Source organism: Pseudomonas brassicacearum, from assembly GCF_918698105.1.
GTDB classification, from domain to species: domain Bacteria; phylum Pseudomonadota; class Gammaproteobacteria; order Pseudomonadales; family Pseudomonadaceae; genus Aquipseudomonas; species Aquipseudomonas brassicacearum_F.
Genome location: NZ_CAKKMI010000028.1, coordinates 1 through 23,884, shown reverse-complemented (window position 1 = coordinate 23,884; position 23,884 = coordinate 1). Strand labels below are relative to the sequence as shown.

General features: G+C 55.8%; 19 protein-coding genes and 1 other RNA gene. 9 read left to right on the top strand and 11 right to left on the bottom strand.

Annotated features, from left to right (window positions below):
* Positions 1–13: 13 nt before the first annotated feature.
* The 7 genes from LQ215_RS13385 (at position 14) to LQ215_RS13355 (ending at position 8,145) form a co-directional block, all read left to right on the top strand.
* Positions 14–838 carry a (Fe-S)-binding protein gene (locus tag LQ215_RS13385; protein ID WP_230150422.1) on the top strand — a complete coding sequence of 275 codons (825 nt, stop codon included), beginning with the start codon at positions 14–16 and terminating at the stop codon, positions 836–838.
* Positions 835–2,289 carry a LutB/LldF family L-lactate oxidation iron-sulfur protein gene (locus LQ215_RS13380; RefSeq protein WP_230150420.1) on the top strand — a complete coding sequence of 485 codons (1,455 nt, stop codon included), beginning with the start codon at positions 835–837 and terminating at the stop codon, positions 2,287–2,289. Before LQ215_RS13385 ends, LQ215_RS13380 begins: the two co-directional genes overlap by 4 nt.
* Entirely contained in the window at positions 2,286–2,957 is a 672-nt protein-coding gene (locus LQ215_RS13375) for a LutC/YkgG family protein (RefSeq protein WP_230150418.1), read from the top strand. Before LQ215_RS13380 ends, LQ215_RS13375 begins: the two co-directional genes overlap by 4 nt.
* Positions 2,954–5,821: an FAD-binding and (Fe-S)-binding domain-containing protein gene (locus tag LQ215_RS13370; protein WP_230150416.1), complete on the top strand. Its 2,868-nt coding sequence runs from the start codon at positions 2,954–2,956 to the stop codon at positions 5,819–5,821. The genes LQ215_RS13375 and LQ215_RS13370 overlap by 4 nt, the downstream gene beginning before the upstream one ends.
* A 99-nt stretch (positions 5,822–5,920) precedes the next feature.
* Positions 5,921–6,211: a hypothetical protein gene (locus LQ215_RS13365; protein ID WP_230150414.1), complete on the top strand. Its 291-nt coding sequence runs from the start codon at positions 5,921–5,923 to the stop codon at positions 6,209–6,211.
* Between the two features lie 96 nt (positions 6,212–6,307).
* Positions 6,308–6,701: a transfer-messenger RNA gene (ssrA, locus tag LQ215_RS13360) on the top strand.
* A 187-nt stretch (positions 6,702–6,888) separates the two neighbouring features.
* Positions 6,889–8,145 (top strand): integrase domain-containing protein, encoded by a 1,257-nt coding sequence (locus tag LQ215_RS13355; RefSeq protein ID WP_230150412.1) that lies wholly within the window; start codon positions 6,889–6,891, stop codon positions 8,143–8,145.
* A 146-nt stretch (positions 8,146–8,291) separates the two neighbouring features.
* On the opposite strand, the gene LQ215_RS13350 is transcribed toward LQ215_RS13355, so the two are convergent.
* From LQ215_RS13350 to LQ215_RS13330, 5 genes are all read right to left on the bottom strand, one after another.
* On the bottom strand, positions 8,292–8,561 hold the full coding sequence (locus LQ215_RS13350; RefSeq protein ID WP_230150411.1) for a hypothetical protein: 270 nt from the start codon (positions 8,559–8,561) through the stop codon (positions 8,292–8,294).
* Positions 8,558–9,538, bottom strand: a complete 981-nt coding sequence (locus tag LQ215_RS13345) for an integrase domain-containing protein (RefSeq protein WP_230150479.1) — start codon at positions 9,536–9,538, stop codon at positions 8,558–8,560. The genes LQ215_RS13350 and LQ215_RS13345 overlap by 4 nt, the downstream gene beginning before the upstream one ends.
* The gene (locus tag LQ215_RS13340; protein ID WP_230150409.1) at positions 9,522–9,875 is read right to left on the bottom strand and encodes a hypothetical protein; all 354 of its coding nucleotides are present in this window, start codon (positions 9,873–9,875) and stop codon (positions 9,522–9,524) included. The genes LQ215_RS13345 and LQ215_RS13340 overlap by 17 nt, the downstream gene beginning before the upstream one ends.
* A complete protein-coding gene (locus LQ215_RS13335; protein WP_230150407.1) occupies positions 9,862–11,268 on the bottom strand; it encodes a YfjI family protein in 1,407 nt (468 codons plus the stop codon). The genes LQ215_RS13340 and LQ215_RS13335 overlap by 14 nt, the downstream gene beginning before the upstream one ends.
* Positions 11,269–12,339: 1,071 nt before the next feature.
* On the bottom strand, positions 12,340–12,876 hold the full coding sequence (locus LQ215_RS13330) for a LasR-specific antiactivator QslA (protein WP_230150405.1): 537 nt from the start codon (positions 12,874–12,876) through the stop codon (positions 12,340–12,342).
* 535 nt (positions 12,877–13,411) lie between these two features.
* Between LQ215_RS13330 and LQ215_RS13325 the strand changes: the two genes are divergently transcribed.
* Entirely contained in the window at positions 13,412–13,750 is a 339-nt protein-coding gene (locus tag LQ215_RS13325; RefSeq protein ID WP_230150477.1) for a hypothetical protein, read from the top strand.
* Positions 13,751–14,073: 323 nt separating this feature from the next.
* Here the strand turns inward: LQ215_RS13325 and LQ215_RS13320 are convergent, their stop codons facing one another.
* From LQ215_RS13320 to LQ215_RS13300, 5 genes are all read right to left on the bottom strand, one after another.
* The gene (locus LQ215_RS13320; RefSeq protein WP_230150403.1) at positions 14,074–15,693 is read right to left on the bottom strand and encodes a type I restriction-modification system subunit M; all 1,620 of its coding nucleotides are present in this window, start codon (positions 15,691–15,693) and stop codon (positions 14,074–14,076) included.
* A 5-nt stretch (positions 15,694–15,698) separates the two neighbouring features.
* Complete coding sequence (locus LQ215_RS13315) at positions 15,699–16,823, bottom strand: AAA family ATPase (protein WP_290369111.1); 1,125 nt, start codon at positions 16,821–16,823, stop codon at positions 15,699–15,701.
* On the bottom strand, positions 16,823–18,043 hold the full coding sequence (locus LQ215_RS13310) for a restriction endonuclease subunit S (protein WP_230150401.1): 1,221 nt from the start codon (positions 18,041–18,043) through the stop codon (positions 16,823–16,825). Before LQ215_RS13310 ends, LQ215_RS13315 begins: the two co-directional genes overlap by 1 nt.
* Positions 18,033–21,041, bottom strand: a complete 3,009-nt coding sequence (locus LQ215_RS13305; protein ID WP_230150399.1) for a type I restriction endonuclease subunit R — start codon at positions 21,039–21,041, stop codon at positions 18,033–18,035. Before LQ215_RS13305 ends, LQ215_RS13310 begins: the two co-directional genes overlap by 11 nt.
* A 194-nt stretch (positions 21,042–21,235) precedes the next feature.
* Entirely contained in the window at positions 21,236–21,379 is a 144-nt protein-coding gene (locus LQ215_RS13300) for a hypothetical protein (protein WP_436839572.1), read from the bottom strand.
* Between the two features lie 432 nt (positions 21,380–21,811).
* Between LQ215_RS13300 and LQ215_RS13295 the strand changes: the two genes are divergently transcribed.
* The gene (locus tag LQ215_RS13295) at positions 21,812–22,138 is read left to right on the top strand and encodes a DUF2388 domain-containing protein (protein ID WP_230150472.1); all 327 of its coding nucleotides are present in this window, start codon (positions 21,812–21,814) and stop codon (positions 22,136–22,138) included.
* A gap of 84 nt (positions 22,139–22,222) precedes the next feature.
* Here the strand turns inward: LQ215_RS13295 and LQ215_RS13290 are convergent, their stop codons facing one another.
* Complete coding sequence (locus LQ215_RS13290) at positions 22,223–23,704, bottom strand: leucine-rich repeat domain-containing protein (protein WP_230150397.1); 1,482 nt, start codon at positions 23,702–23,704, stop codon at positions 22,223–22,225.
* Positions 23,705–23,884: the final 180 nt, after the last annotated feature.

Below are 23,884 nucleotides of genomic sequence, written 5' to 3'. Positions count from 1 at the left end.
GGAGACACGCCTGATGAGCGAGCTTTTTTACAACGCCGTGCCGAACGCGACCCGTGTCGCCCCGCCATTGCCCGAGCCTCGGCAGTACCCCAGCGAGAAACCGCAAAGGGTCTACCTGTTCGGCACGTGCGTGGTGGACCTGTTCTATCCCGAAGCCGGGATGGATGCGATTCATCTGCTGGAGCGCGAAGGAATCCGGGTGGACTACCCGCAAGGGCAAAGTTGCTGCGGCCAACCGGCCTACACCTCGGGCTACACCGAGCAGGCGCGGACGGTGGCGCGGGCGCAGTTGGCCTTGTTTGCCGAAAACTATCCGGTGGTGGTGCCCTCGGGCTCCTGCGCCGGCATGCTGCGCGAGCATTACGCCGACCTGTTCAAGGACGAGCCCGAGACGCTCAAACAGGTCCAGGCCCTGGCGGCCCGGACCTATGAACTGGCCGAATTCCTGCTGTTTGTCTGCAAGGTGCAGTTGAACGACAGCGGCGAGCCGGTGAAAGTCGCGCTGCACACGTCCTGCTCGGCACGGCGTGAAATGAACACCCACCTGCACGGCCGCGCGTTGTTGGCGCAGTTGCGCAATGTGGAACGAGTCGACCACAGCCACGAAAGCGAATGCTGTGGTTTTGGTGGGACGTTCAGCGTTCGCATGCCGGATATTTCCGGCGCGATGGTGGCCGACAAGACCCGAGCGCTGAAGGAATCCGGCGCGCACAAGGTCATCAGTGCCGATTGTGGCTGCCTGATGAACATCAATGGCGCACTGGAAAAACAGCAGGAGACGCTGCGCGGCCAGCACCTGGCGAGCTTCCTCTGGCAGCGTAGCGGAGGTGTCGCATGAGCACGCCGACGCTGATTCCGACCGTTGAGGTGCAGGAAGATTTTCGCGCCCGCGCCCACAAGGCCCTGGACGACACGCAACTGCGAAACAACTTTCGCACAGCGATGGATTCACTGATGACCAAGCGGGCAGCGTCCTTCAGCGATGCCCACGAAAGAGAACACCTGCGTGTGCTGGGCAATGCCGTCCGCGCCCGTGCGTTATCGAAGTTGCCCGACCTGCTCGAGCAACTTGAAAGCAACCTGACCCGCAACGGTGTGCATGTGCACTGGGCGGAAACGGTGGACGAAGCCAATGGCATCGTCCTCTCGATCATCCGCGCTCACGAGGCGCGGCAAGTGATCAAGGGCAAATCGATGGTCAGCGAAGAGATGGAGATGAACCATTTCCTCGAGGCTCGGGACATTGAATGTCTTGAGTCCGACATGGGGGAATACATCGTCCAGCTCGACCACGAGAAGCCTTCACACATCATTATGCCGGCGATCCACAAGAATGCCGGTCAGGTCGCGTCCTTGTTCCACGACAAACTCGGCGTGGAGTACACCAAGGACGTTGACCAACTCATTCAGATCGGTCGCAAGGTATTGCGGCAGAAATTCTTCGAGGCCGATATCGGTGTCTCCGGCGTCAACTTCGCCGTCGCTGAAACCGGCACGCTGCTGCTGGTGGAAAACGAAGGCAACGGGCGGATGTCCACCACCGTGCCGCCGGTGCACATTGCCGTGACCGGCATCGAAAAAGTCGTCGAGAACCTGCGCGACGTCGTGCCGCTGCTGTCGCTGCTGACCCGCTCGGCCCTGGGCCAGCCGATCACCACCTACGTCAACATGATCTCCGGCCCGCGCAAGGCTGAGGAACTGGACGGCCCCCAGGAAGTCCACCTGGTCCTGCTCGACAACGGTCGCAGCCAGGCGTTTGCCGACAGCGAACTGCGCCAGACGCTGAACTGCATTCGCTGCGGCGCCTGTATGAATCATTGCCCGGTCTATACCCGAATCGGCGGCCATGCCTACGGCGAGGTTTACCCGGGACCTATCGGAAAAATCATCACGCCGCACATGGTCGGCCTGGCCAAAGTGCCGGACCACCCCAGCGCGTCTTCGCTGTGCGGCGCCTGCGGTGAAGTGTGTCCGGTGAAGATTCCGATCCCGGCCTTGCTGCGGCGGCTACGGGAAGAAAACGTCAAGGCGCCGGACAGCCCCCATCAGGTGATGCGCGGCCAGGGCAGCAAATACTCGCCCAAGGAACGCTTCATCTGGAATGCCTGGGCTCGGCTCAACAGTTCGCCACGGTTGTATCGGCTGTTCGGGTTCCTCGCCACGCGCCTGCGCGCCCTGACGCCCAACAACGTCGGCCCATGGACCCAGAACCACAGCGCCCCCAAACCCGCCGCCCGCTCATTGCATGACCTGGCCCGCGAACACCTGAACCAGGGAGACCGCCGATGAGCGCCAAGGACAATATCCTCGCCAAGCTGCGTAAAAGCCTAACCGGCGCCACGCCCGTTGCCGACAACTTCGACGTCGAGCTGGTGACGCAGACCTACCGCTATGCGCCCGAAGAACGTATCGCGCAATTGCGCAAGCTGATGGAGGCGGTGCACACCGAAATCCACCTGACGTCCGACGAAGGCTGGCCGGCCCTGCTCGCGCAATTGCTGCGCGACCGTCAATTGCCGAGCCTGCTCATCGCCCCGACCACCGCACACGGGGAAAAAATCACACAGTTCTGGGCGAACAATCCGGACCTACCAACCCTCAAGGCCTACGACCGCCCGGTAGAAGAGTGGAAGGCCGAGTTGTTCAACGACACCCCCGCCAGCCTGACCGGAACCCTTGGCGCCATCGCCGCCACCGGTAGCCTGATTCTCTGGCCAACCCGGGAAGAGCCGCGACTGATGAGCCTGGTGCCACCGGTGCATTTCGCCCTGCTCAAGGCCAGCGAAATCCGTGACAACTTCTATGAAGTGCAGCAGGAATTCAAATGGGCCCAAGGCATGCCCACCAACGCCCTGCTGGTATCGGGCCCGTCGAAAACCGCCGACATCGAACAAGTCCTGGCCTACGGCGCCCATGGTCCGAAGGATCTGGTGGTCTTGATTCTGGAGGACCAATGACCCTTCCAGCTCCTTTCCTACACGACGTCCAACAACTGATCCCGCAGAAACGCCGTTTCGACGATCCGCTGTCGACTTTGGCCTTCGGTACCGACGCCAGTTTCTATCGGCTGATTCCGAAACTGGTGGTGCGCGTCGAATCCGAAGATGAAGTGATTGCCCTGCTGAAACTGGCCCAGCGCGACCAGGTTCCGGTCACGTTCCGCGCCGCTGGCACCAGCCTGTCCGGGCAAGCCATCAGCGACTCGGTGCTGATTGTGCTGGGGGATAACTGGAACGGGCGCGAAATTCGCGATCAAGGTACGCAGATTCGTTTGCAGCCCGGCGTGATCGGCGCCCAGGCCAACGCCTGGCTGGCGCCGTTCGGGCGCAAGATCGGCCCAGATCCGGCGTCGATCAACGCCTGCAAAATCGGCGGCATCGTCGCCAACAATGCCAGCGGCATGTGCTGCGGTACCGCGCAGAACACCTATCACACCCTGGCCGGCATCCGTTTGGTACTGGCCGACGGCACGCGCCTGGATACCGAAGACGACAGCAGCGTTGCGGCTTTTCGTACAAGCCATGGCGAACTGCTGGAACGCCTGGCAACTCTGGGCCGCGAGACCCGCGCCAACACTGAACTGGCTGCGCGAATCCGGCATAAATACCGTCTGAAAAATACCACCGGCCTGTCACTCAATGCCCTGGTGGACTTCGATGAGCCTGTGGATATCTTGAGCCACCTGCTGGTCGGCTCCGAAGGCACCCTCGGCTTCATCAGTGCGGTGACCTACAACACCGTCATCGACCACCCGAACAAAGCCTCGGCCCTGATCGTCTTCCCCGATGTGGAAACCTGCTGCAACGCCGTCACCGTGCTGAAAAGCCAGCCCGTCTCGGCCGTGGAGCTGCTGGACCGCCGCAGCCTGCGCTCGGTGCAGGACAAACCGGGCATGCCGGATTTCGTACAGCATTTGTCGATCAATGCCTGCGCCTTGCTCATCGAATCCCGCGCTGCCTCTTCATCTTTACTGCAAGAGCAACTGGCCCGGATCATGGCCTCGCTGGCCGGCTTCCGAGTTGAAAAACAGGTCGACTTTACCGAGGACCCACGGGAAAACGCCCGGCTCTGGGCGATCCGCAAAGACACCTTTCCAGCCGTCGGTGCGGTACGCAAGACCGGGACCACGGTGATCATCGAAGACGTGACCTTTCCGGTGGAGCAACTGGCCATTGGTGTGAACCGCCTGATCGAGCTGTTCGACAAACATCACTACGACGAAGCGATCCTTTTCGGACACGCGCTGGAAGGCAATCTGCACTTTGTCTTCACCCAAGGCTTCAACAACCCTGAAGAAGTCGCACGCTACCAGGCGTTCATGGACGACGTGGCGCAGTTGGTGGCGGTGGAATTCGGCGGCTCGCTCAAAGCCGAACACGGCACCGGGCGCAACATGGCGCCGTTCGTCGAGCTGGAATGGGGCAGTGACGCCTATCAGTTGATGTGGCAGCTCAAGCGCCTGCTCGATCCCAACGGCATTCTCAACCCGGACGTGGTGCTCAGCGAAGACCCGCAGATCCACCTCAAGCACCTCAAACCGCTGCCGGCCGCCGATGAGATTGTGGATAAGTGCATCGAGTGCGGTTTCTGCGAGCCGGTGTGTCCGTCCAAGGACCTGACCTTGAGCCCGCGCCAGCGCATCGTGATCTGGCGGGATATCCAAGCGAAAAAACGCGCCGGCACGGACACCACCGAACTGGAACGTGCCTACCAATATCAGGGCATCGATACCTGCGCCGCCACGGGCCTGTGTGCACAACGTTGCCCGGTAGGCATCAATACCGGCGAACTGGTGAAAAAATTGCGCAGCCGTGACGCGACGAAGACGAAAACCGCCAGCTGGATTGAAGGAAATTTCGCCACCACATTGCAAGGCGCCCGCTTCGCCCTGCACGTCGCCAAAGGTGCACGCATGCTGCTGGGCGCGCCCCGCCTGGCGAAACTGTCGGCCTCATTGACGCGCCTGTCCAAGGGCCAGGTGCCACAGTGGACCAACGCCATGCCCCAGCCGGAAAAAGCCATCCGGTTCAGTCCCGCCGTGTCGGACGAACGGCCGAGAGTCGTGTACCTGGCGGCGTGCGTGTCGCGGGTCATGGGCCCGGCGGCAGCGGATAAAGAGCAGATGTCGTTGTACGAAAAAACCCAACGGCTGCTGGAAAAAGCCGGTTATCAGGTGGTTTTTCCAGACAATGTGGACAGCCTCTGCTGCGGCCAACCCTTTGCTTCCAAAGGCTACACCGAACAGGCCGAGCACAAGCGCCAGGAACTGATCGGCGCCCTGCTGCACGCCAGTCGCGGCGGGCTCGACCCTATCTACTGTGACACCAGCCCCTGCACATTGCGGCTGGTCCAGGACCTCGGCGACGTGCGCCTGGACCTGTATGACCCGGTGCGCTTCATCCGTACCCACTTGATGGATCGGCTCGACTTCATTCCCCAGGAGGCTCCCATCGCGGTGCACGTCACGTGCAGCACGCAGCACCTTGGCGAAAGCCAGGCGCTGATCGACCTGGCGCGCAAGTGCAGTAAACACGTGGTCATCCCGGAAGGCATCCATTGTTGCGGTTTCGCCGGCGACAAGGGCTTCTCCACGCCAGAGCTGAACGCCCACTCGTTGCGCTCACTGAAGGACGCGGTACAGCATTGCAGCGAAGGGATTTCCACCAGCCGCACCTGTGAGATCGGTCTTACCCAACACGGCGCAATTGACTACCACGGGCTGGTGTATCTGGTAGACCGTGTCACCCGCCCCAAACCCGTCAACGGTGAAGACCTAGCCACGGGGCTCGAAGAAAAATCGAATTCCTGCGCGTCGCTGTAGTCACTTGGATAGGCCCAGCTCCGCTGGGTCCTCCCTTATGCTCGGCCCTGTCTGTGACCCTACGGCCAGCACCGAGACCAGACGTTAAAGGAGATTCACATGAAGCACACCGCACTTGCTGGCTTGTTCATTTCCGCTGCGATGTTGGCCTCTCCGGTGTTTGCAAATGACCAGGCAGACCTTTGCCAAGTCAACCTGCAAAAAATCAAGGACGCCAAGGTCAGCAGCGAGCAAATGAGTGAAAGCATGAAATCTGACATCGATGCCACTGTCCAACAGGCCACCGCTGCCAAGGCCAAAGGTACCGAGCAAGGCACGAAGGAATGCATCTCGCTGACCACCCAAGCTCTTCAGAAAGTGCAGAACAACACCAAAGGCGATCAGCAGTAATGTCGCGTCCGGCCAACCTTCGGGTTGGCCTCTGACGCGGATTGGCGTACACTGCAAATGCCTGCCGCTCCTCCAGCTTCACGGAGCGACAGGTTCGGGGCCGTTTAGGATTCGACGCCGGTTGCGAAACTTTAGGTGCATGCCGAGTTGGTAACAGAACTCGTAAATCCACTGTTGCAACTTCCTATAGTTGCCAATGACGAAACCTACGGGGAATACGCTCTCGCTGCGTAAGCAGCCTTAGCCCTTCCCTTCTGGTACCTTCGGGTCCAGCAATCATCAGGGGATGTCTGTAAACCCAAAGTGATTGTCATATAGAACAGAATCGCCGTGCAGTACGTTGTGGACGAAGCGGCTAAAACTTACACAACTCGCCCAAAGCACCCTGCCCGTCGGGTCGCTGAGGGTTAACTTAATAGACACGGCTAAGCATGTAGTACCGACAGCGGAGTACTGGCGGACGGGGGTTCAAATCCCCCCGGCTCCACCATTTGATCATCTAAAGACGTCCACGGACGTCTTTTTTTGTGCCTGAAATCCAGTAAATACGGGGGTTTCAGGGCCACGGGAGGCTTTCCAGGCTTTTTGAGTTCCAGGCAGTTTGGTATTCCCAATGGTATTCCCGGCTCCCCGGCGCTAATCTTGGGAATACCAAAAGGTGTCATGGAGTACTTCTCATGTGCGCTCAAACCACCCGCCTCTCCGACCGCCAACTCAAGGCGGTCAAACCGAAAGACAAGGATTACGTCCTCACGGATGGCGACGGGCTCCAACTGCGAGTCAGGGTCAATCGCTCGATGCAGTGGAATTTCAACTACCGGCATCCCGTCACCAAAAATCGAATCAACATGGCACTCGGCTCTTATCCCGAGGTTTCTCTTGCGCAAGCGAGGAAGAAAACCGTTGAGGCCAGAGAGCTGCTTGCACAGGGCATCGATCCAAAAGCTCAGCGCAATGAGCTACAGGAAGCCAAACGAGCGGAAACGGAACACACCTTCGAGAACGTGGCCACCGCCTGGTTCGAGCTGAAGAAGGACTCCGTCACGCCGGCGTATGCCGAAGACATTTGGCGCTCCCTCACACTGCATGTTTTTCCGAGCATGAAATCAACGCCTCTCTCCGAAGTCAGCGCCCCAATGGTCATCAAGCTCCTTCGTCCGATTGAGGCCAAAGGTAGCCTCGAGACAGTTAAGCGAGTGAGCCAGCGCCTTAACGAGATCATGACCTACGGGGTCAATTCCGGAATGATTTTTGCCAACCCTCTCAGCGGCATTCGAGCGGTGTTCAAGAAACCTAAGAAAGAGAACATGGCAGCGCTACCACCAGATGAGCTTCCGGAGCTCATGATGGAAATCGCGAACGCCAGCATAAAGCGGACAACCCGCTGCCTGATCGAATGGCAGCTACACACTATGACCCGCCCTGCCGAAGCGGCGAGTACCCGATGGGAAGACATAGACTTCGAAAAACGCATCTGGACCATCCCTCCGGAGCGAATGAAAAAGCGTCGTCCGCACACAATCCCGCTGACCGAACATGCACTCTCGTTATTGGAGACGCTTAAGCCCCATAGCGGCCACAGGGAATATGTGTTCCCGTCAGATAGAAATCCGCGCACCCACGCGAATAGCCAGACAGCCAACATGGCATTGAAACGAATGGGCTTTCAGGACCGCTTAGTCAGCCACGGCATGCGCTCCATGGCCAGCACAATTTTGAATGAGCATGGATGGGATCCGGAGCTAATCGAAGTCGCGCTGGCGCATGTCGATAAAGACGAAGTTCGAAGCGCCTACAACCGGGCGGATTACATCGAACGCCGGCGTCCGATGATGGCCTGGTGGAGTGAACATATCCAGAAGGCAGCCACCGGCAGCCTGTCGGCATCCGCCATCAATCAAACCAGGGACCGTAACGTCGTGCCGATACGCTGAGCAGGCGACAATTCGTGCCGTGCAGCAGGGCGACTGAAGTGGCGACTGTCGCTAAATCAGCCGCATGCCTGCGCTTCTTCGGGCAAGCCCCTAAGTATGGGAAGGCTCCGCATTCCCATACTTAGGGGCTCACGCTTAAAGATCTATCAGACAACCACGAGTTGCGCCTTTCTGCGGCGGATCAGCCCTGCTGTTAACTGATAGTAATAGATGGTCGCTGGTGCTGAGCTACGCAGGTAGTGCTCAAAAAACCACCTGGCGTGCTTTTTCTTCCAGGACCAAGGGGTCGCACAACTCCAACGTTCACGAATCGCCTCGTGCATCCTTTCTGCCTGCCTGATATGCCGCTGCCGCGTGGCATGCGCACCTTTGAGCACGGGGCTCAGAAACAACGCCATATCGAACTCGGACTTCATCGACGACCTCCGATGTAGGCACTCACCACGTCGATGCGGTTATGCCCCAACTCGTGGCTGATCTGCTGACGTGCACGCTGATCGAGTGCTCGATCCTCTCGTTGACCACGACCGCCATTGATGGGCGCGGAGAAGCCGGTCAGTTGTTCATAGCGCTCACAGGCGTAAGCCGCCCGCAGTTCATGAAAGCCTTTCAATCCATGCTCATGCATGATGTCCCGCGCCGGTCGTACGATTGTCTGTAAGAAATCTTTGTAGCTTTCATCAGGTGTTAGCAGATTCCGACTGCCCTTGGGTGAGGCCTCGCTGGCCCTGTCGAGGGCGCCACGAACTTGATCCGTGACCGCAATCCAACGCGGTGCCGATGCGCCTGATCGACCGCCTTTGGTGCCGTCCTGGATATTGATCTTGCCCAGTTGCCGAGCCTCAAGTTGCAGCCGGGGCAAGTCCGCCAAGATCGCTTCACGCAGGCGCATGCCGGTCTCCCGAGCGAGGAGCACAATGGCACTCACCCTCAGTTGCTGTCGCTCTGACAGCGCTTGCGCAATCAGCCTGACCTTCACACGGTCTTGGCCTTGTGGCGCCTCACTACGCACGCTTGAGCGTTGCAAGCCAAGCGCCTTGCTTGGACTCGGGATTTTGACGTATTGATCACCGCGCAGCGCAGCCATCGTTCGGTTCACGCTGGACAGTCGGTTCTGCGCGGTAGCGATGCCGACGTTGCCCTGATCAACCTGCTCCCGCACGTGGACGGCGTACCGCATTAGGACTTCGCGGTCGATCTGTCGCGCATCATTGAGCCTCGGCCCTTCCTCGGATAGACACCAACGCACGAAAGCCTGCCAGCGATCACTATGGGCTTTGACGGTAGCAAAATGGCCGTCGCCAAACAGGTCTTTCAGTGCTTGCGGTCCGGCATAGCTGAGCTGGCGACCGAAGCCGAAATTGCGCCCTGCTCGCTTACCGACCCGAGCCATTTTTCTGTTCCTGATCGGCTGCTGCGAGATCATGCAAAAAAGCTCGCCAGTGCGCACTTACGATCGCGAACTGAGCCCAATCAGTCGGGCGAAAACACAGCGTGTTGTCGGTGACGTAAAGATGCGCGCCCTGCTCTTCCAACCATTGGATAATGGAGGTCGTCGAGGTGATAGTTCTATGGAGGGTGGCGACACCGGCGACACCGGCGACAACCCCTGCCTTGCCTGCCTTTGAGCGTGGCGACAAAGTGGCGACAGTACCGGCGACAAATCGCCCTTTCGGCTCCTTTTCGCGTTGAGCCAGATGGTTGCGCAGCGCTTCATCAAGATTGAACATGGCGCACCTCGAAGGTGTGGCCGTCGGAGATCAACCACTGATGATCAATCAACTCGACCAGCAGCTTTGCGGCATGACGACTGCTCTTGCGGGCAAAGCGGGGACCGTTGCGATTCAGATCTCGAATACTGAAGCGCTTCCAATCCTTGACCTGCAGCCAGCGCAACAGCCGGTCCGCCTCTTCCTTTACCCTGCACACCGGCTCCTGCTCGGTCAGGCGCTGGATCTCGGTGAGGTAGTAGCCAACTAAGGCCGAGGCCCGCTGGATATGGTCGACCTCCACGACACTGCTCTCCTCCACAACGGCCAAAATGCCGGCGACGCGCAAAAGGTTGTCGGCGGCCTTCGAACCGCTGGGCCGCACGCTGGCCAGCTCGCCAAACTCACCCAGTTGAGCTTCGATAGCATCATGCAAATCAATCCAGCGACGACGCGCGAGCGGACTGAGGCTCAGCTTTGACAGTTGCAAGGCTCCGTCAGCGGAAAGTGACCAAGGCTGATAAAACAGAGCCGAAAGGCGGTGATGATATCGCTTGAGGACAGCGTCTTTGGACAAGTCGACAGCCTGGTAGCTACGTTGCCCGGCTAGACTGGTGGGCCAGGTCATCAAGCAGCGCCCTAGAATGCCTTGCCCCTGCAGCAACGGGTCACTGAGTAACTGCATGGCCAAATACGGTTGCAGCATCAGGTGCAGGCTCAAGCGTCGGTCATAGGCTCGCAAGCTTTCACCAACCATGGAACGCGCGCGATCTATCGGGCTGCCATCCCAGAGTGACGACAAGGTCGTGACCGCTTTCAAACGGTTATCCCGACTCATGGTGCTGCTGCCGAGGAATTGTCCACCCTCATCACAGAACAGACCCATGCTAGGCAGGTCATGACAGAGCCCCTTGATCAGGGCCTCGATAGTCGGGTCCGTGGTGATCAGTCTAGGGGCTGAGGGCTCCGCTTCGAGCGACATTCCGTTTGCGGGCTCAGGATCGCCAGGCTTGATACGCTGCGCCTGTCGCTGTGCGGCACGGTACCGGGCAAGTTGTTCGCGATAGTGCTGCCACTGTTCACGCTCCCATTGCCGTGCCGGCAGCAATGCACATCGGTCTGCGGCGGTCTTGCGATCACCTGACGCGGCCACCGTGATCAGGTACAGCGACAGGGGGTAATTTCTCCCGTCATGCTGTAAGCCCGCATGACCTTGAGTGGCCAGCGCCGAGGCACCCAACACTGATTGCGCGGCCAGTGCCTGGGGCACGCCGATGACCTCGGCCATTCGCTCTACCGCAGGCCCAAGAATCCCACCCAGTGCCTGCACCGGATAAGGCTGGGCCACGGGATTCGACTCAATCAGCGGTCGAGGTGGTTGCGGTAGTTCAAGCTTCGGATCTAACTGCTGCATGGGCCCTCTCCTCGTTCATTGCTGGTTGTCCTCACGTAGTCCCGCCACGGAAGTTGAGTGTTATCAGGGATCAAGGCCCCTGCAGCCTGTGAGGTGTTCACTGACGTGGAACGAACGGCTCCTTACGACCGGGAGCAAGGGCATGACCCCATGAATCTGACCTCCTTAGACGCATCCGAAGATGCGGGCGGGTGGAGGCTGTGCCGACTGACGAGTTCGACACCTGGAGATCCTGAGCGGGAGAAGGCAACAACATCGACACCTGGGGCATGCCTGACTGTCAGTCAGGTGCAGTCTTTCCATAGGCTGCGGCACCGGCGCCTGTGTCGTTGCGGATTGCGACGAATCGGATTTGTCTGGCCGACTGTCACGAGGGGGAATGCCGCAAAGCCTTGTACGAGTTGGGCTGCAGCAGCGGTAGGAGCGTCCGTCTCTTTCCGGAAGAAAGAGACGGGCGCAGTCTGGCGCAGCGAAGTGCGTCGAGAGGTCAGGTTGCTGCAGCGCAGCGAGGAGGGTCTATCGTCTGCCGCAGTGGACAGATAAGTCGAGTAGGCATCCTTCACTCTTGGGGAGTGACCGTGCGAGCCGCCGGACGCTAATCGCACTTCGGGAGAACCACCACACAAGTGGCGTAGCCTTAAAGGTTCTGACTACCTGGGCAGGTGCTGTCAACGACAGCGATCCGTGCGCCAATTTTTATACCCACTCGAAAAGGCGGTCAAGCGTCGCGACCAAGGCGTGAAAAAATTGGCGACTGTCGCCACTTTTGTCGCCATGCTCCAGGTCACGTTCTATGTGTGTTGTCGCCGCTGTCGCCGCTGTCGCCAACTCTCGAGCATAGCCCCACGACAACCCCCGTTCTGACGCTCTGGCACTACGCGATACTCGATAGAGATCACGGGCAATTAATGACGGATAAACAACGGCGTGGCGCTAATCATATTTGAAATGGAAGGGTGGGACGAGGTGGCTTCAAAAAAGAGCGGGTGAACCCTCCGATCGGCGCGATCAAAGATCGCTGGATCGGAGGGTTTGGCGGGAAAAGCAAAGTCTCAAACGTCAAATACAGCCTCAAGCATCGAAACTTATTGGTCGGGATGCCGCGACTTCACGAAGGTTGATCAGCGCCTGCTGCAAACGCAGCAGAAAACCGGCCTCGAACGCTTCCTGAAAATCACCTGGACGATGACGTTTTCGATTCTGCGACAGCGCCCACCATAATGGTAATGATGAGCCTTCAAGCCAGGTCTCAGCACACCGAACGCCATCCTTAATCGCCGGAGCGAACTCATCACCCCAGGGGGTTTGAATCGCGGGCGAACCTTCTACGGACGGAACAGAGACGTACTCACCGATCTGTTGATGAACGCGCTGAGCCGGGATGCCAGTCAAATATCGAAAGGCCTTGTCGAAAAGCACTGCCGCGTCATCCAGCAGTTCTACAGCCAGCTCAACGTCCTGCGGAAAATGAAGCAGAATACTCTGCGCTCCATTTAGCCGAAGCGTGGCGGCCTGCCGTAGTTTAACTGCGGCATCTTCAGGGGTAAGCGATGCAGTATCGATGGTGTTGGGTTTGGGAAGGCCGATTAGAAGCGAGAGATCAAACATCACGGAATCCTCCGAGATAGTTTGAAGTACAAAACAAACGGCCGGGGTGGCGCACGAGCTTAAAAGGGGGACAGGGCATTTTCCTTATCTCCTCGGACAGTTAAGGAACCGTCCACCCAGCCGTTCTGACACGAAATGGGTGGCGGACCGTACGGGGGTCAGAAACCGGCGTCCGAGGGAACCGGCCAGGCCGAAGCCTGCCCCGCACGGACCGCCATAGAAAAGCGGCAGCTAAGCCTCTGTAAGCACTTAATTGCTGGCTATGGCGCCATGCGCCTCGAACAATTCAGGTTCTGACACCCGGTCACGGGACTGACCGCGACGGACAAAGCGTAAATGTGAAGCAGCGACAACACAAGCATGCAGTATCAATAAGATATGCGTCCGAACGAAGGCTGCCGGTCAGAAGCTGATGCCCGCAGGTATCTGGCGGCCTTCTATCACCTCAGATCTGACCCAACGACGATTTACCGCCGAGTCCGGCCACACTGATAGAATCGATCAGGCTGTACATAACACCCTTCTGAGAAATGATATGAATATAGAGTTGACGGAAGAAGAGATGCGCCGGGCGCTATTCAGTGAGTCTAAGTCGCCGGCACCGGCACCGGCAATTAACTCACACGTGCAAGACACCGTTCCGGATGTCGTGACCGTGCAACCGGTAAAGGCAGCGAAGAAAAAGAAAGCTTCAAAAGCCTTTACGCCCAGGCTGAGAGTCACGCTGCGGGTGGGAAATGAGTTTGAAGACAAAATGCACGAGGAAGTACATGAGGTCGATACGCTGAGCACCCTAGTTGCGGAGCAAGAAGCTAAAATGACGGCTAGAAAAAAATTCAAGTTTGTGGAGGTTATTTCGGTCAAGTCGATGTAAGCGGCCATTCTAATTTGGCATTGAATCGCTTGCTGTTACCGCGAGTCGCCCAACCGGCAAGTTCGTGTCGCTTGATCACTTAAACCTCAGTTACGGTGATGCTATCACTAGTTTTACAGTACCGTATGATTCGCAGTATAGTCCCTAACTGAACGTTCCCCCGATGCCGAGAATACCGATAGGCATAAACCGGCCAAAAGCGGCCGGTCGCCCCTAAAAATAAATCGTCCCCTTTTAATCTTTCAGTTCTTTGTAGACGCATAACGAGGCATTATTCTCTATTTAGTGCCTTGTTGTGCTAATTCGTTGAGTCGTCTCGCGGTTCACATTAAGCATGGCAGGCCCAGCTCTTTCAGAAACACATTGTGTTTGTCCCGTGCCGCTTGAATGGTTTCTTCTAATGTAGCCAGTTTGTCATTCACAGCTTGTAGGTTAATGTCTGTCTCTGCGTTCGCGGTAGTGATGTAGCGGGAAATATTCAGGTTGTAGCCGTTCTTTTCAATCTCCCCCATCTCCACCCTACGAGCATAGCGGGGCTCCTCTTTACGGAACTGGTAAGTATCGATGATCTTGGCGATGTTCTCATCGGTCAGTTGGTTCTGGCGCTTACCTTTGATGAAGTGTTCAGCGCCGTTGATAAACAACACGTCGTCCGGTTGCTTGCACTTCTTGAGCACAAGAATGCAGACAGGGATGCCTGTGGAATAAAACAGGTTAGATGGCAAGCCGATCACGGTATCGATGTGGCCGTCTTTTAGCAGTTTGGTGCGGATGCGCTCTTCAGCACCGCCACGGAATAACACACCGTGGGGCAGGATGATGGCCATCACGCCTTCGTCTTTCAAAAAGTGAAAGCCATGCAGCAGAAAGGCAAAGTCGGCAGCCGATTTAGGTGCTAGTCCGTGGTTTTTGAAGCGCACGTCATCGGCCAGAGCTTCCGTGGGGTCCCAGCGGTAGCTGAAGGGCGGGTTAGCGACAATGGCATCAAACGTGGGTTTTTTAGCAGGGTTTAGCTCGCGTAAAATGCCCCAGTCGTTGCTCAAAGTGTCGCCATGGTAAATCGCGAACTCGGTGTCCTTCACCCCGTGCAGCAGCATGTTCATGCGGGCCAAGTTATAGGTGGTAATGTTCTTTTCCTGGCCATAAATCTTGCCAATGCCATGCTGCCCCATGCGCTTGCGCACGTTAAGCAGCAGCGAGCCGGAACCGCAGGCGAAGTCCAACACACTTTCCAAGCGCTTTTTGGGCCCGGTTTTGGGGTTTTGGCTGTCAAGGGTGACTATGGCGGAAAGGATGTCGGAAATTTGTTGGGGGGTGTAGAACTCGCCCGCCTTCTTGCCTGAACCAGCGGCAAACTGGCCGATCAGGTATTCGTAAGCATCGCCCAGTGCATCACTATCTGTGGAAAAGTCTGCTAGGCCCTCGGCGATCTTTTGGATGATGGTGCAGAGCTTAGTGTTGCGGTCCGTATAGCTCCTGCCCAGCTTGGGGGACCCCAGATCGATTTCCGAGAAAAGGCCTTGGAAGGTGCTCTCAAAGGACTCGGTTTCGATGTATTTAAAGCCCGCTTGCAGCGTAGTGAGCAGATCATCGTCCTGAGTGCGTGCCATATTGGCGATGCTGTTCCATAGATGTGCCGGCTCTATGACGTAATGCACTTTGCGGCGCATCTGCTTCTCGAAGGCAGGGATGTCCGCCTTGTTCTCCTCATACCAGACTTGAAGAGGAGTCGCAGCCCCCGTTTTTAGCAAGGCGTCAGTGGGCAACTCTGGATAGTCTTTTCCAAGTTCCTTCTTCGCCGCTATTTCATAGTTGTCGGAGAGGTAACGAAGGAAAAGGAAGGACAGCATATAGTCGCGAAAATCATCCGCATCCATAGCTCCGCGCAATTGATCGGCAATGGCCCATAGGGTTTTTCCGAGTTTCTTTTGGTTTTCGGTCATAGTGATTAATTCGTTTCGCTGGAAAATAGCGCTTCGTTAAAAGGGTAAGTGGCAATAAAGTTTCTGAAGATTTTTTGGAAGTGCTCTTTGTTTTCGCCCATCATTTCCCTCGGCTCGTATATCGAATAATCGCCATGACTCATTAGATCAATGATTCTTTTGTGTAAAGTTTTATCTTGGTCATCATTCTCAATTTTGATGCAGTCATCCCAGCTATTCAAGTCGAAAAAATTCGCTGTTTGCTCCATTACGCGGCGCAGCATGTTGAAGTGGTGCGTATATATGGCACCTGTGGCAATTGACTCATTAAGTTCAGCCAGTGTCGCAAGGTGGTGTAGAAATGGCTTGCTAGTTGTGTCCTCAAGGATATAGTTTTCTGGTGCCGCCCCCTTTTTGACAAAGTGACGATAGGCCTTCTTCTTCAGTTCGTTGCTTAGGACGTTAAAAAAGAGAACATGGTGCGATGAAATAACTGTTCTAGGCATCTTGTCTGTTTTGGTTAACAATTGCGCCAGATGATTGGCAACGGTTATTGCGTTATGCTCGTCGAGAGAGGAGATTGGATCGTCGATATAAATGTACTTTACCCAGCTATAAGATTCTGTGTCATCCAGCACTAACTGAACAACGGCGAGAAAGAAGCACCAGATGAAGATATTTTCTTCACCTCGGGAAATTTTAATATGAGTTTCCATCTTGTTGCGTTCTTCTAGAGGGTTGGTTGCGTTCTCATCGAAGTTTGGATTAAGTATTTTTCGAGAAAAGACAACTTCCCAATTTTCGGTGTCAATTCGGAAGTCGAAGTCCGCATAGCGAGCAAGAAACGGGCGAATTCGCGTTTCCATCTCCAGCTCCCACAGTGCGGTGATGAACCGCGAGTTGCGGTTTATTTTAAGCTTCCGCTCTCGGTCTTCCTCAAGGTCATTATCCCAGTAAAACAGGTCCTCGGTGAATGCGTTGAAATAAAGTGTGTCAGGCTCGCCATCAATCTTGCCAAGGTCTTTGAATGTTGTAGAAAGACGTGTTTTTCCAGTGCCATTAAAAGCGTAGAGAATAACAATTTTTTTAGTATTCAATGCATCTCGTAAGTGGAGTGCTAAATTCGTTAAATTAGCAAAAGAAGAAGGCATCAGACGTCGATCTCTGCAAATAATGGGAAGAGCTGCTGCATCAAGCCCATTTTGTGGGCCTTTATGGCTTCAAGCTTAAGACTTTGGGTAACGATCAGGTCACCAAGTGATGACAGGCAGGCAGAGATCTTTCGTTGCTCCAGATCGGACGGCACCAGAATTGGCAGTTTTTTTAAGATACTTCCAGTTATTAGTGGCTGACCCGAACCGAAGATGAGTCTGTTTATATTGATGCTTTCCAGGTAGTAAAAGATAAAATCAATATTGATTGAAGGTTTTAGGCTGACCACAATAGTATTGTCAGTTACGCCAAACGAACCTTTTGCTTTGGTTAATAGACCAGCATTTGCTCCAACTCTGGCGATTAGTATTCGTTCGCCGCTAAAGCTTGGGCTTGTCGTTTTTCCGATGATACTAGTCGATCCGTAAAGATCAAAAGCTCCTTCAGGATTGAGCTTATCTCGACCCGATGAAATACTGATGCAAAGACTATCGAGTTTATTTACGATCCATGATTCTCGGAAGCCGGAAAAGCGCAGATTAGGTTGGGTTTCGCCTTCGCGTGGGAAAAGCTTCTGCAGCAGCCCTTCTTTATGGGTCTTGAGCACGTCCACTTTGCTGCGTTGAGCGACTATCAATGCGTCCAGTGAATTCAGACAATCAGCGATTTTTTGTTGTTCGTCTGGTGACGACACAGGCAAAGGCATTGCCATAAAGTCGTTGCTTGATATGGCCATCCTATCGTGGCGTGCACCAGTGCTAGATGCCTGCCGCATATAGGTGTGCCAGCCGGTAGTCTTGAAAAAATGTTCGTAAAAATCGTTCCTATCGTCTTTGAATTTAAAGACTGTATACAGCGGCGACATCACTCCTGTGCCAATTTTGTTCTTTGATATGGGGCCTACTGGCGCTGTTGACGATATGCGAGGGTTGTAGACGTAGCAGCCCAGCCCAACAACAAAATAGCCCTCAAGTTTTCCTTGCGTAGCGATGTCCTTATCAAAAAAATCTCTCTGATCTACTACACCAAATTCAGCAGAATTGGTTAGCACACGATCAATTTTTTCGTCTCGATTTTTCTGTTTAGCACGAATCGCCAAGCGATTTAGAGGGATAAACTTCCAGCCCTCTGCCTGCCGAAACTCCGGAAACCGCAGTTTCGGCACGAGCGTGGGGGTGCTGTCTTCCATCGAACTGGTTGTATTTGTCTTACTGCTCATACGCGCTAAGTCCTGATATTTCGCGGCCTTGGGCGCGTTTAATAAGTAGGTCGTGGAGTTCTTTCATCAACGCCAGCTCTGCTTGGGCGCGTGCTTTCCAGCCGAGGTCGAGCGGGGCCATCAGGTCACTTAGCTGGTCACCGTCGAAGATCATGCGTTGCAGAATTCCATCCACAAAACCTTGTAAGGCTGCCGGGGCCAGGTTGTGTTTGTTTGCGATAGCAGCGAGTTCGGCGGTGTCTTTGTGTTGCTTGAAGCGGCTATAGCCGTCGCGGATAGCGGTTTCGCTCAGCCCCTCACCGGCCTTAAGAGTAGCGATATAGGCGGCAATGTCCTCGCGCTCGTTGATAAACTTGGCATCAGCCTGAATCAGGCCAATCAGCTGTTCGCGGCTCATTTTCTGCTTGCTGGGCTCTTGCTGCGAGAAGCGTGACATCAGCCCCACGATGTAGTCGTAGTCAATAACGGTGGAGGCGAAGAGCACGAACTCGAAATCGAGCTGGTCAACTGCATTGGCTTTGCCATCTTTGTCTTTGCTGTGCTTATCTTGCTGAGCCTTGAGGCGCTGGGCTGTTTCCAAATAAGCACCGCGAAAGCCAAGCAGGTTTTCCTTGGGCAGGATGTGCTCAATGGCAGCGGCGTTGTCTTCAGTGAGGTCGGTATATTGGTCAAGCTGGGTTTTGAGACGCTGCACTTCCTTGAAGTGGCTAATAAAAGCAGCGCGGGCATCGTCTCCTTTTAGGTTATTCACGGCCTCCGGTGCGCAGGCCACGCCCTGCGATTGCATAAAGTCATCAAGCTTTTGCACGGCAGCCTGTAGTTTTTCAATAACTGCGGGGGCCTTGTCAACTAGCCAGATTTCGCGGGCCTGTTTGCCGGATTGTTCGCCGGAGAACCGGGTAATCGCGATATCTACAGCATCTTGCTGCTGGCGGAAGTCAAGAATGTTGCCATAGGGCTTGGTGCTGTTAAGTACGCGGTTGGTACGCGAGAACGCCTGGATCAAACCGTGGTACTTGAGTTTTTTGTCCACGTAGAGCGTGTTCAAGTATTTGGAATCGAAGCCAGTGAGCAGCATGTCAACCACAATGGTGATGTCGATTTTCTGCGTATGTGGGTGGTCAGCATTGGGCCACTGTTGGTCTTTGATGCGCTTTTGCACGTCTTGGTAATAGAGGTCGAACTCGCTGATGCTGTGGTTGCTGCCATAACGGGCGTTGTAGCTACCCAGGATGGCTTTGAGCGCTGCTTTTTTGCTTTCTGGGTCTTCTTCGTTGTCCTGCTTTTCTTGCGGCAGGTCTTCCTGAATCTGCTTTACGTCCGCATTGCCTTCAGCTGGCGGCGAGAATACACAGGCGATATTCAGCAGCGGGTAGTCAGGTTCGGCCAGTTGTTTGGCATGTTGCAACTCGGCAAACAGGCTATGGTATTCGATGGCGTCGTTGATGCTGGCCGTAGCCAAAATGGCATTGAAACGACGCTGGGAGGTGGCCATGTCGTGCTTAGCGAGGATGGCTTCGATTACGGCTCGCTTGGCCAAACCTTCCCCAGGCTTGGGCATTTTTTTGCCCTCTGGTTTAAAGTAATCGATATGGAAGCGGAGCACGTTGGCATCTTCAATAGCGTGGGTGATGGTGTAAGCGTGCAACTGCTTCTGAAAAAGCTCTTCTGTGGTTTGGTAATAGGCCTGCTGGTCTTCCACTTTTACGCGTGAGGCGTTTTCTTCGAAGATGGGCGTGCCGGTAAAGCCAAAGAGCTGGGCTTTGGGGAAGAACTCCTTGATGGCTTTGTGGTTCTCGCCAAACTGGGAGCGATGGCATTCATCGAAGATGAACACAATGCGTTTGTCGCGCAGTGGGGCCAACTGCTCTTTGTAGGTGAGCTGGTCGTTCCGTTTGCGCTGCTTGTTACGTCTACTGTTTTCATCCAAAGCGAGGCCGAGCTTCTGGATGGTGGTGACGATAACTTTGTCAGCGTAGTCCTCGGACAGCAGCCGGCGCACCAGCGCAGCAGTGTTGGTGTTTTCTTCGACGCAGCCTTCCTGGAACTTGTTGAATTCTTCACGGGTCTGGCGGTCGAGGTCTTTGCGGTCCACCACAAAGAGACATTTCTCGATCTCTGGGGTGTCCTTGAGCAAGGTAGAGGCTTTGAAGGACGTGAGCGTTTTGCCGCTGCCGGTGGTGTGCCAGATATAGCCATTGCCGCAGTTTTGCTGGATGCACTCGACGATGGCTTTGACTGCATAGACTTGGTACGGGCGCATCATCATGAGCTTTTGCTCGCTGGCAATGAGCACCATGTAGCGGCTAAGTGTTTGGCCAAGCGTACATTTGACGAGGAAGGTCTCGGCGAAGCTGTCGAGGTAGGTGATCTTTTTATTTGCCTCGTCAGCAAACTGATATATGGGCAAGAAGCGCTCATCAGCGTTAAACGAGAAATGACGGGCGCTATTATTGGCGAAGTAGTAGGTGTTGTCGCGGTTGCTGACGATGAATAATTGCAGGAAGCACAGCAGCGTTTTGGTGTAGCCGTTGCCGGGGTCGTTTTTGTATTCGACGATCTGCTCCATGGCGCGCCGCGGGTTGATACCCAGCGTTTTGAGTTCCACTTGAACGCACGGAACACCATTGATAAGGATTAGGACGTCGAAGCGGTGGTGGCTGTTGTCGGTGTTGATGCGTAGCTGGTTAACCACCTCAAAGGTGTTTTTGCACCAGTCTTTGATGTTGACCAGTGTGTAGTTCAGAGGAGTGCCGTCTTCGCGGGTGAACGCATTACGCTCGCGCAAGGTGCGCGCCGCCGCAAACACATCAGGGGTGACGATCTCGTCGAGCAGGCGTGCGAATTCGCCATCAGTGAGGCGAACGCGGTTGAGTGCCTCGAATTTATCGCGAAAGTTGCGCTCCAGTGAGGTGCGGTCTCTGATATCTGGGCGGTAGGTGTATTTGAGCTCAACTAGCTTGTCGATAAAGCCTTGTTCGATTCTTTGCTCACTCATTGATGGTGCTCTGCGATCTTCATATGGCCCGTAGTAAAACATGACTATTGTGATTCGCCACATGTTAGCTGGAAAGGGCCTGCGTTCGTAGTTCGTAGGATCATTTGAGCTGCGTGATACCCATCATTGTTTTTGCTGTGCCGCGATCGCTGCCGATGGGTATCGCTTCGCTCAACACATCCTAGGGCGCACGTTTAGCCCAAGCCTCGCTCCGTCCAGACTCGCGCTACGCTGTGATGCAGTATCCCGTGGCGCTCGGGCAGGGCTGTGCGGTCTTTGTCGTAGCCGTCGATCAGCCCTACCGCGGGAATGTCGCTGCCCAGGCAGCGGTTAGGCACGGCTTCGTCGCGGACGACTACCGTCCACTTCTGGCCGATTTCTGCCTGTCGTCACCGGCAGCTATACGCAGTTAACTGCCAACCATGGTTACGAAGTGTGCTGGTCAACTGCGATGCAATCGATGGTCAGATCGAATGCAAACGGGTGGCCAATTTCGCACGGCATTCCAGGTGGTATTCCAAGTGGTATTCCAGCCAAAAATAATAATCGATCTTAATTTTATAAATCAATAGCTTACTTAGCGAATTCAAATTACCCCGGCCCACCAACACAAAACCCCTGAAATCAAAATTTCAGGGGTTTTTCTTTGGCATCGAAAAAGCTCGATGCCACACGGCGGGACTCCGATCATTTCAGCAGAAGGTTTGTGTTTGGAGTTTGATTTACGTCGCTGGAAAAGCACTGACGATGCAAAAAGGAAGCTGCACAATATGGACTCATGGAAGGTGCTGGCTATCGGCTTGATGGCCTCGATCAGTATGGAAAGCGCGGCCCGTCAAATCGACAACCCGGTGGAAAGAGCGCTCTCGGTTGCTACGTTGTCGCCTTTACTGCTCATCGGAGGGACGACAGCACTGACATCCCACATTCCCGAATTCTTCAAATCGGCCAAGACTGATGCTCTTGCATTCATTGGTTCTGACGGTGAGATTCGTGGTGCGCAGTTCGAGCAGGCGGTCTTGTATTATCGTGCGACCTACAGCCCGCCCCTGATGTCGGACAGGCAGCTGGCTTTGGCCATTGCGATTTGCGAATGAGAAAAAAGGCATTTGGCGGTGATCGCCGATGCCTTTTCCTGTACCGAATCCGATTGGTTGTTTAGGGCACTGCCCATCAGCGCGTTAGATTCCCGGACCTGTCACGTAGGCTGGCAACCTGGCCAAGCGGTCCCAACCGTTTGCATCGATCCCCGCGCAGTTGGGCAACCACAGTGTTTGCAGCGGCAGTTGCTCCAACACCGGCACCACGGCCGACGTGATCCGCGATTCCCCTGGATCAGCGCCGAGTGTCAGGTCCCGCAGCGGCATGCCCGCGAGATGGGCCACCCCGGCGTCAGTCAGCCAAGGGCTGTCATACAGACCCAGGCGCTGCAGGGGCAGGTCCCGCAAACAAGCCAGGTCGGCATCGCGCAGGTTCAAGCCGCTTATTTCAAGCTCCTCCAATGGCAATCCCAACTCGACGAGCTTGCGCAAGACCTTACCGTCGACGCCCTGGCAAAAGCTCAAATTGAGCCGCTTCAGCGGCAGGCCAGCCAGTTGTTTCAGCTCCTTCCACGTGATGTCGTTCAAGCACAGGTCCAGGGACTCCAACGCCAACCCGCGCAGATCACTCAACGTACTGGCGCAGACACCTTGCACGTCGGAGAGCCCCAATCGCTTGAGCGGAAACTCGTGCAGCACATCGAGCCGCTCGATCACCTGCCGTAGGCACTTGAGGTCCAAGTCCGCGAGCGGCATTCCCTCCAGCACTTCAAGATCGTCTTCGCAGATGAACGCAGAGTGCAGCGCAAGCTTTTCCAGGGGCAGACCCCGAATCGCCTGCAACACGCTCTCGCTTGCATAACAGTCATCCAGACTCAGCGAGCGCAATCCCGTCAGGTCGCGAAGCCAGGAAGGATCGTCGAGGATCGCGCCGCTGCCACTGAGCGACAACTGCTCAAGGGGATGACTTGCCAAGTGCGCCATGCCACGAGACGTCAGCTCGCCCACGCGTTGCAAGGTCAGGGAGCGCAGCTTGAGGTGTGACAGTGCTTTAAGACCGTCGTCGGTCATCTCATCGCAACGGTTCAACGACAGTTCCTGCAACGGGCTGCCACTCAGTTGGTGGAGGAAACGGTCGTCGAAGTCCTCGCCGTAGGTTTGCAACTTCAGCCGACGCAAGCGTGCGGGCGACGGGAGGCAATTGGCGTTATCGTCGCGGGAAAAATTACTGACCTCCAAGGTTTCGAGGGCATTGGCGGGCAAACGTTGCCACATCTGCGGGCCGCAGATAAACCTCGGGCTGTTGAGCACCAGCGTGCGCAAGGGCAGCCCGGTTAGGGCGTCACACCACTGCGGCTCGGCGTTGTTCAACTCCAAATGGTCGACCGGCAGGCCACGCAGTTGCGACAGCAAAGGGCCGGGGCGGTTTGTATGGGGCGTGGTGTTCAGTTGAGCCATCAGCACGTTGGCAGCCGGATCGCACAGGCCTGCCGCGATGCGCAAACCTTCCAGTGATGCCTCACCGGTATCGAGCAGATCGCGATAGAGCGATGCGCGTGCGGTGGTGTCATCGGGGTTGGCGGTGAGTTGGGTGATTAGAGCGGTGCGGTTGGGGGTTGGCACGATCTAGGAGTCTGCGAAAGGGATTGAAGGGGAATATGAGCGTTAGGGAAGCATAAAAAGGAGTCTTGCTGAAGAGGTTGTCAGGGCTGGGTAGCGCCATATCGCTTTCACCCTGTGGCGAGGGAGCTTGCTCCCGCTCGGTTGCGCAGCGACCGCAAAATCTCGGGGCCGCTGCGCAGC

Coding starts and splice junctions, on each gene's coding strand:
- LQ215_RS13385 (WP_230150422.1), top strand. CDS start 14: ATGAGCGAGCTTTTTTACAACGCCGTGCCGAACGCGACCCGTGTCGCC.
- LQ215_RS13380 (WP_230150420.1), top strand. CDS start 835: ATGAGCACGCCGACGCTGATTCCGACCGTTGAGGTGCAGGAAGATTTT.
- LQ215_RS13375 (WP_230150418.1), top strand. CDS start 2,286: ATGAGCGCCAAGGACAATATCCTCGCCAAGCTGCGTAAAAGCCTAACC.
- LQ215_RS13370 (WP_230150416.1), top strand. CDS start 2,954: ATGACCCTTCCAGCTCCTTTCCTACACGACGTCCAACAACTGATCCCG.
- LQ215_RS13365 (WP_230150414.1), top strand. CDS start 5,921: ATGAAGCACACCGCACTTGCTGGCTTGTTCATTTCCGCTGCGATGTTG.
- LQ215_RS13355 (WP_230150412.1), top strand. CDS start 6,889: ATGTGCGCTCAAACCACCCGCCTCTCCGACCGCCAACTCAAGGCGGTC.
- LQ215_RS13350 (WP_230150411.1), bottom strand. CDS start 8,561: ATGAAGTCCGAGTTCGATATGGCGTTGTTTCTGAGCCCCGTGCTCAAA.
- LQ215_RS13345 (WP_230150479.1), bottom strand. CDS start 9,538: ATGGCTCGGGTCGGTAAGCGAGCAGGGCGCAATTTCGGCTTCGGTCGC.
- LQ215_RS13340 (WP_230150409.1), bottom strand. CDS start 9,875: ATGTTCAATCTTGATGAAGCGCTGCGCAACCATCTGGCTCAACGCGAA.
- LQ215_RS13335 (WP_230150407.1), bottom strand. CDS start 11,268: ATGCAGCAGTTAGATCCGAAGCTTGAACTACCGCAACCACCTCGACCG.
- LQ215_RS13330 (WP_230150405.1), bottom strand. CDS start 12,876: ATGTTTGATCTCTCGCTTCTAATCGGCCTTCCCAAACCCAACACCATC.
- LQ215_RS13325 (WP_230150477.1), top strand. CDS start 13,412: ATGAATATAGAGTTGACGGAAGAAGAGATGCGCCGGGCGCTATTCAGT.
- LQ215_RS13320 (WP_230150403.1), bottom strand. CDS start 15,693: ATGACCGAAAACCAAAAGAAACTCGGAAAAACCCTATGGGCCATTGCC.
- LQ215_RS13315 (WP_290369111.1), bottom strand. CDS start 16,823: ATGCCTTCTTCTTTTGCTAATTTAACGAATTTAGCACTCCACTTACGA.
- LQ215_RS13310 (WP_230150401.1), bottom strand. CDS start 18,043: ATGAGCAGTAAGACAAATACAACCAGTTCGATGGAAGACAGCACCCCC.
- LQ215_RS13305 (WP_230150399.1), bottom strand. CDS start 21,041: ATGAGTGAGCAAAGAATCGAACAAGGCTTTATCGACAAGCTAGTTGAG.
- LQ215_RS13295 (WP_230150472.1), top strand. CDS start 21,812: ATGGACTCATGGAAGGTGCTGGCTATCGGCTTGATGGCCTCGATCAGT.